The sequence below is a fragment of the Streptomyces calidiresistens genome (genome assembly GCF_014141525.1).
Taxonomy (GTDB): Bacteria; Actinomycetota; Actinomycetes; order Streptomycetales; family Streptomycetaceae; genus Streptomyces; species Streptomyces calidiresistens.
Map to the genome: position 1 here is coordinate 1 of NZ_VKHS01000203.1, position 7,542 is coordinate 7,542.

At 65.8% G+C, this 7,542-nt stretch carries 7 protein-coding genes and 1 pseudogene; 3 read left to right on the forward strand and 5 right to left on the reverse strand.

The genetic code is table 11. The features are described 5' to 3' along the window. The 3 genes and pseudogenes from FOE67_RS10950 to FOE67_RS10960 all read right to left on the reverse strand — a co-directional run. A pseudogene (locus tag FOE67_RS10950) lies at positions 1–516 on the reverse strand (hypothetical protein); the annotation flags it as partial. A gap of 90 nt (positions 517–606) precedes the next feature. After that, entirely contained in the window at positions 607–1,962 is a 1,356-nt protein-coding gene (locus FOE67_RS10955; RefSeq protein WP_182663057.1) for an FtsK/SpoIIIE domain-containing protein, read from the reverse strand. A gap of 3 nt (positions 1,963–1,965) precedes the next feature. Next, entirely contained in the window at positions 1,966–2,295 is a 330-nt protein-coding gene (locus FOE67_RS10960; protein WP_182663059.1) for an SCO3933 family regulatory protein, read from the reverse strand. A 165-nt stretch (positions 2,296–2,460) separates the two neighbouring features. On the opposite strand from FOE67_RS10960, the gene FOE67_RS10965 reads away from it, so the two are divergent. Together FOE67_RS10965 and FOE67_RS10970 are read left to right on the forward strand one after the other, a co-directional pair. Then, on the forward strand, positions 2,461–3,249 hold the full coding sequence (locus tag FOE67_RS10965) for a GntR family transcriptional regulator (RefSeq protein ID WP_182663061.1): 789 nt from the start codon (positions 2,461–2,463) through the stop codon (positions 3,247–3,249). Further along, positions 3,246–3,791, forward strand: coding sequence for a GNAT family N-acetyltransferase (locus FOE67_RS10970; RefSeq protein WP_323384697.1), 546 nt, complete (start codon positions 3,246–3,248; stop codon positions 3,789–3,791). Before FOE67_RS10965 ends, FOE67_RS10970 begins: the two co-directional genes overlap by 4 nt. 598 nt (positions 3,792–4,389) lie before the next feature. On the opposite strand, the gene FOE67_RS10975 is transcribed toward FOE67_RS10970, so the two are convergent. Continuing rightward, positions 4,390–5,292 carry an S-4TM family putative pore-forming effector gene (locus FOE67_RS10975; protein ID WP_182663063.1) on the reverse strand — a complete coding sequence of 301 codons (903 nt, stop codon included), beginning with the start codon at positions 5,290–5,292 and terminating at the stop codon, positions 4,390–4,392. Positions 5,293–5,298: 6 nt separating this feature from the next. Beyond that, entirely contained in the window at positions 5,299–6,171 is an 873-nt protein-coding gene (locus FOE67_RS10980; RefSeq protein ID WP_182663065.1) for a nucleotidyltransferase domain-containing protein, read from the reverse strand. A gap of 223 nt (positions 6,172–6,394) precedes the next feature. On the opposite strand from FOE67_RS10980, the gene rlmN reads away from it, so the two are divergent. Beyond that, entirely contained in the window at positions 6,395–7,501 is a 1,107-nt protein-coding gene (gene rlmN, locus FOE67_RS10985; RefSeq protein WP_182663068.1) for a dual-specificity RNA methyltransferase RlmN, read from the forward strand. Positions 7,502–7,542: the final 41 nt, after the last annotated feature.

A 7,542-nucleotide genomic window follows, 5' to 3' on the forward strand; every position in this document is an offset into this window, starting at 1 on the left:
GGTGGGGTCGGTGGGTTCGCGGTCGAGGGTGACCCGGGCCCGCTCGGTCTCCCCGGGGCCGGGCACCGGCGCGGCCGGGGCGGGGGTGTGGGGTGCGGTCAGCAGGTCGGCCATGGCGCGGCGGTAGACCGGGGCGACCTCGGAGAGCAGCAACAGCAGGACCGGGGCGATCAGGTGGACCGCCACCCCGATCGGGTCGCGTTGCTGCACGTAGTGCCAGGTGTTGAGGAACACGCAGGCGGTGCCGGTCAGCCAGCGGAAGGCCACCGGCCAGCGGCCCAGTTCGGTGATGCCGTGTCGGGCCAGGGCGGAATCGGCCTGGAGGCTCATGATGAACGCGGCGTCCACCATCAGCGCCAGGACGATCCCGCCCACCGGCCAGCGGGAGTAGTCGGCGACGAACGCGGCGGCGGTCATCAGGCTGTAGGTGACCACCCCGGCGATCAGCACCCAGGTACCGGCGGTCAGCACCCGGTTGGTGCGGCGCAACGCCTTCAGGTCGGCGGTGGGATGCATCGCGGAGTTCTCCTTTCGGGGCAGGAGGGGGTAGGGACGTGGCGCCGGGGCGGTGGCGCCGGACCGTCGAGCGGGAGCGGAAAGGGGCGGTCAGGCCGCCGGGGAGACCGGCCGGGGACCGGACTTGATCAAGGAGACCCCGCCGGTGGTGGGGCGGAAGCGCTCCAATTCGGGGAGCCGGGGCGCGAGGTGGGCGTGGGCGTTGCAGGTGGTGACCGCATCGCGCAGCGAGGTGTGCGGGGTGCGCACCAGGGACCAGCCGCCCCGGGCGTTCAGGGCCACCGCCGTGCCCGGGCGGTCGGCGGAGATCTGCACGGTGGACAGCACCGCATCCGGTGCCATGTCGCCGAGCGCCATCTTGGCCGAGCCCTCGTCGTTGAGCCGGTGGATCACCCGGCCGCCGAGTTGGGCGCGGAGCATCGTGATGCCCTTGCCCAGGTCCGCGCCGAAGCGCTGCCCGCAGATCTCCAGGTAGATTCCGGCGGCCCGGCCGAGCTGGGCCAGGCGCACCAGGGCCGTGACGATCGCATCCCGCCGCTTCTCCTCCTCCTTGGTGGAGAACAGGGAGAGTTCCGCGACCTCATCGATCACCACCACCACGGCCGTGGGCCGGACCGGGTCCGGAAGGCCCCAGATATCGGCGGTGATCTCCGCATCGGGGGTATCGGCGCTGATCCGCTGTTCGCGGCGGATGAGCCGGTAGGTCTCCTCCATCCGGGAGATGAGCGCTTCCAGCAGGGCCAGGGCGTCATCGGCGTTGTCCACCAGGGCGGAGAAGCGCCGCGCCAGCGGGGAGAGCTCCACGCCCTGTTTGCAGTCGATGCCCACCAGCGCCACATCCGGCCGGGGCGCGAGCAGGGTGATCAGACGGCGTTGGTAGACGCTCTTGCCCGACTGGGTGGCCCCCAGGTTCAGGGCGTGGGGAACCTGCCGGTAGTCCCGCCACCAGGGCGAGCCGTCCTCGCACAACGCCATCGGCAACCGCAGACCCGGACCGGGGTCCAGGCGGGGCATCCGGACCCGGCGCAGCACGTCGTAGCCGGTCATCCGCACTTCCACCAGCCCGGCCCGCACCTCGCGCGAGGTGACCTGTTGCATCCCGAAGGCGTGCCGCATCCGGTCGGCAGCGGAGGAGAAGTCGAAGGCGTCCTGCCCGGGCCGCAGCCGGATGCGCAGCACCAGACCGGTGCGGGTCAGCCGTAGGCCCACCAGGCGCGGCACCCTCGGCGGGGGAACCGGGCGCCGGGCCAGCCGGGCCCAGGCCAGCCGCACCCGGGAGGGGTCCACCGTCAGGCCGCAGGCGTCCATCACCGAGGCGTACCGCGAGGAGACCTTGACCGCCGCCCACGGACCGGCGACCGCCAGCCAGTACCAGCCCGGCCGCAGCACCCGCAGCCACCACACCCCGGCCACCAGCACCGCCAGCAGGAGAAGGAGACGGGTCATCGCTCAGCCCACCTTGGTCAGCGCGACCGCCCGGAAGGCGATGCCGTGCCGCCGCTGCCCGTTGAAGTCGTTCTCCCACGGCCGGGCGACCAGCCCGGTCAACGCCACCGGCGTACCGGTGGTCAGCTCACCGGAGACCCCGGTCTCCGGGATCGTCACGTTCAACACCTCCGCCTGCCCGTCCATGACGAACAACACGTCCACCGTCAACAACCGCGCCCCGGTCTCCCGGTCGGTCGCGATCTCCCCGGTCTGCCGGTTGGTCACCTTCGGCTGAGCGGGCTGGGCCACCAGGACCACGGCGGAGCTGGTGTCCACGGGAATCTGACGCATGATGGAACTCCCTTGAGAGAGGGACGGAGGCGGTGCCCCTACCGCCAAGCAGACGGCACCGCCTCCAACTCACTGGCTTGAGCCAGTTCTGGCTTAAGCCAGTACAGCGGTAGGGGTGGCGACTGTCAAGGGGCTGGCTTGAGCCAGTTGCGCTAGAGTGACCTCATGACTGCTTCCACGACCCCGGGGAGGCGCCCACCGAGCCAACAGATCGCCGACGAGCTGCGCCAGGCCATCGCGGACGGCTCACTCGGACCGGGCGCCCGACTCCCCTCGGAGCGCGCCTTGGCCCAGGAGTACAAGGCCGCCCGGAACACCGCCGCCCGAGCACTTCAGCTCCTTGAGGAACAAGGGCTCATCACGATCGAGCACGGCAAGGGCGCCTTCGTCCGCGAGCGACAGCGGCTCTTCCGCTTCGGGAACGACCGCTACTCGTTCAGGCACCGCGCCACCGGCTTGACCCCGTTCCGCCTTGAGGTCACCCAGCAGGGCAAGGAACCGCGCGTTGACGTCGTGGGCATCACCCGGGAGGACCCGCCCGAGGACGTTGGCGAAAGGCTCGGGGTCGCAGGCCCCGGAAGCGTTCTCCACCGGGAGAACCACTACTTCGCGGATGACGAGCCCGTGCAGATCGTTTCCACCTTCCTGCGGTGGGACGAGGTACACGACACCCCGCTGATGCAGCCCAAGACCGGAAAGAACGGCATCTACGGTCGCCTCGAAGACCTCGGCCACGTGATGACCACCGGACGGGACGAGGTCACGGCACGGATGCCGACCCCGGAGGAGACGGAAACGCTTCGGCTGCCCGCAGGCGTGCCGGTCGTGGAAGTGCTGCACACCAGCTTCGACCAGAACGGGGAGCCGTTCGAGGTGACCCGCTACGTCCACCGAGCAGACCGCACGGGACTGGTCTACGACTTCCCCGTGGACCAGACAGAGGAGGATGCGTGACCGACGCCGAGGCCCCCCGGGCCGGAACAGTGGTCATCCGCCCGCGCCTGAAATCCGATCTCCCGGAGGCCGGCAAGGCGCTGGTATCCGTCCACCAGACAGACGGGTATCCGGTCGAAGGCGTCGAGGACCCCGAGGCGTGGCTTTCCCCGGCCCAGCTCACCGAAGCGTGGATCGCGGAGCTTGACGGCCGAGTGGTCGGACACGTGCTTCTCTCCCGGCCGGATGGAGAAGACGCGATCGCATTGTTCCGGGAGCGGTGGCCCGAGGACGAAGCCGGAATCCTGGTGCTCGGTCGTCTCTTCGTGCTGCGCGAGGCACGCGGGAAGGCCGTCGGCGAGAAGCTGGTCAGAGCAGCCACGGAGAGCGCCCACGCCCAGGAGCACCACGCGGTGCTCGACGTCATGACCAAGGACGCCGCAGCCATTCGGCTCTATGAGCGCCTGGGGTGGCAGCTCATCGGTTCGGCAAGCCACTCCTACGGAGACGGCCAGCAGATCGAAGCACTCTGCTACGCGGCCCCAATGAAGCGGGCATCGTAGACCCACACCCTTGCCAGTAGGCCAGTCCACCCGAGTAACCGACGTTCCAGGAGAGCAGCACAACCCTCTCCCATAGGCGTGTTACAAGTTTCTCTACGTCATCAAGGCGGCTCGCTCCCGCTCGCCGCGCGCGGCCCGGCTCCCCGCCCGGGCCGCCGCTCCTGTCTTCGCCCCGCTCCGGCCCGGCGGTCGCCGACCGCGCACCAGGCGCAAGGGGAGCGGCAACCATGGTCGGCCTACGTGACACACGCCCACCCGAGTGCGGGCACCGTCCAACATCCCGGGAGAAGGCCAGCTACGAGGGAGGGGGTCTTGCGGCCGACCATGTCGCCGGTCGCGAAGCCGTTCACGGGGCCGAGCCCGGCGCCATCCGGGCGCAGGGACCACAGCGCCACCAGGGACGACAGGAGCCCGACGGTTGACGTAGCGCGCAACTGCTGCCGCTCCCCTGGTCAAGGCCGCCCCGAACGGCCGGGCACCGTCGTTATAGCCATTCCCGGCCACGAGCGAGAGTTCTAGAAAGAAGGATCAAGTAGCAGTGTGCTCACGTGTTCCGCTTTCGCCTCCGTAGAGTTGTATTCGTGGAAATGTGTCCCGCCTAGGCGAGGCCTCTCTTTTTGGCTTGATTCACGTAATCGCTGGTCCCCAGTTTCATGACAGATTCTTCCCGGTTCCTCAGCATGCCGTTGAACCAGTCTGGGATTAGGGAATTAGTCATTCGGGATTCGAGGATTTTATCCTGAAGCTTTCTGCAATGCTGTTCGGTGGGAGCCCTTCGTGACTGCATGGAGGAGTTCCAAATTTTCGCCGCTTCTAGATCTGCCTCCTCTTTCAGGGCTGCACTGCGAGAGTTCGAGAGCCAGGTTTCACCCGTTTCTTTAAAAGCTGGCAAAAGGGGAATGTAGACGCCAAGCAGGGCTTTTGTGGCGGGCATTCCCGAGAGGGATACAAATACTGTGGCTGTCCCGAGTATGGCTAGCCCGGTGCACAGCACTGTTGCAGCCCATGCCCTATGAGTGGCAATTCCCCACCCCAGGTTGGCTCTCTGGCATATCAGAACATCCAAGGGTCTATTGACGGGCTGGTTCAAGCTGTACCAGTTGTTGAGATTCCCCCCACGGTGACGAAGTGCGGCCCGGGCTACCTCTGAGGCGCTTGGTGTGCTTACTTTATGGGCTCGACTCCAGTTTAGTTGAAATACTTCCGTATCAAACTTCTCCTGGATGGATGCCGCAATTTCGATCTTTCTCTTCTCGCGAGATGAGGCGACCACGCTCAGGCCCAAAAGAAGACAGCCGAGAGCAGCGGCAAGGACGGGACGGAAGGCCTCGAAGAGGAAGGTTGACGTCGCTACGAGGATCCCGCCCGTGAAGGTGAGGGTCATTTGGGAGAAGTGGATCATCTTCGCATCCGAGTAGCTTTGCCTTTGGGCGGCCAGGAGGCGGATCGATTCACTTTCATTCTGTGTCTCCCAAATGGGAGGAGCTGTGAAGTTGGCCATTTTTGATTAGAAAACCTGAGGAAAGTCAGGGCCGAACACGGTCCGGTAACGCTGAGAAGACATCCAATTGTCTTTCGTCCATTCCTCGTAGGCTGATTCGAGTAGAGGGAGGTGATTCTTCATTTTTCGCAGTGTGGTGCTTCTGTTCTGCTCGGAGCTGCATGCTGTGATGCGGTTTACAAGGCCCATCGGATCATTCATAGAGCGAGCCTCATAATTGATGATGGAGCGCACTAGATCACAGAGGGCAGGAGGATAGAAGATTGAATCCTTGGACGCCCCGTACTGTGCAGCCCTCATCTCCAAGTAAAATGAAGAAATGGGTACGTCGTGCTCGTATTTCCAGGCTTTCAAAAGGCGAGCCAATCCTTTCACCTTGCCCCCGTGTTTTAGATTGGAGTCGTGCACGTAGTTCAAATGTGCTCTCGGTGACGACTCTCTCCATGTATTTCCGGGGCCGGGAATGAGGAAAACTTCATTACTTCCCCTTCCGAGTCTTTCATAGAATGCCGGAGTTACTTCGTATTGAGTTACGAGGCGATTGAAATCGATGCTTACGGTGGGGCGCGAGATCCATACGCGACTAGCTTCCCAAAGGTTTTCCCTCAAGGCCTCTTTCATTGATTCAAGCAGTGATGAAGGATATTCCGTCTTTCGGTCTAGGGGGAGGCGGGCGAAGTAGTCTACGTCACTTTTCTGGGATATCCCGGTTCCATTGGAAAAAGATCCACTCTGGAAGAATGAGTAAACGCCATACCTGCGATCCAGTACATCGTGGATTCGCTTGCGACATTGACTTACCTCTTCCCTCTCCCATTCTTTCGGGGTTTTCTTTTTGAGGAATTCGTCAAAGGCTTGGCCAATCGTTCCCGCTTGCATGTTCGAGGCTCCACTCCTCTGGTGTGTCTGTTCAGTGGCAGGAGGTTGGGTGATTATGCAGTACGGGGATGACAGTTAGGGCTTCCGTGGCAATATCGGTGGCTCTGGGCCGTCCCTGGGCCGTGCGAGGTCGGCCAACGGTGACGGATGACACCAGGGGACGACAGGGGTCCCACCCGCGCGGCCTGGGGTTTCGCGGATGATCTGCGACACTGGAGCGGTTATGCCTGCACCCGGAGAACTCACCTTCGTCGCGCCGCGCGGGGCCGCCCGCCCGCCGCGCCACCTCGCCGATCTCGACCCCGCAGCGCGCCGTGAGGCGGTCGCGGAGCTGGGGGAGAAACCGTTCCGCGCCAAGCAGCTCTCGCAGCACTACTTCGGCCGGTGGACCGACGACCCCGAGCAGTGGCCGGACATCCCGGCGGCCGCCCGGCGCCGGCTGGCCGACGAACTCCTCCCGCCGTTGATGACGGTGGTGCGGCACGCCTCCTGCGACGACGGGGCCACCCGCAAGACACTGTGGCGGCTGCACGACGGCACGTTGGTGGAGTCGGTGCTGATGCGCTACCCGGACCGGGTGACGATGTGCATCTCCTCGCAGGCCGGCTGCGGTATGAACTGTCCCTTCTGCGCCACCGGCCAGGCGGGCCTGGACCGCAACCTGTCCACCGCCGAGATCGTGCACCAGATCGTGGCGGGGATGCGGGCGCTGCGCGACGGTGAGGTACCCGGAGGGCCGGCGCGGCTGTCCAACATCGTCTTCATGGGCATGGGCGAGCCGCTGGCCAACTACAAGCGGGTCCTGGGCGCGATTCGACGACTGACCGACCCGGTGCCCGACGGCTTGGGGCTCTCCCAGCGCGGCATCACCGTCTCCACGGTCGGCCTGGTCCCCGCCATCCACCGCCTCATCGAGGAGGACCTCAAGTGCCGGCTGGCGGTCTCGCTGCACGCCCCGGACGACGAGTTGCGCGACACCCTGGTGCCGGTGAACACCCGCTGGAAGGTGCGCGAGGTGCTGGACGCCGCCCGTGCCTACACCGAGCGCTCCGGGCGGCGGGTCTCCATCGAGTACGCGCTGATCCGTGACATCAACGACCAGGCGTGGCGGGCCGACCTGCTGGGCCGGCTGCTGCGCGGCATGCGGGCGCACGTGAACCTGATCCCGCTCAACCCGACGCCGGGCTCGAAGTGGACGGCGTCGCGGCCGGAGGACGAGCGGGCGTTCGTGGAGATCCTCGACGGTCACGGGGTGCCGGTGACGGTGCGGGACACCCGCGGGCAGGAAATCGACGGCGCCTGCGGCCAGTTGGCCGCCTCCGAGCGCTGAGTTCCGTCGGGGCCGTGGTGGGGGACCTCGGCCCGTGGGGT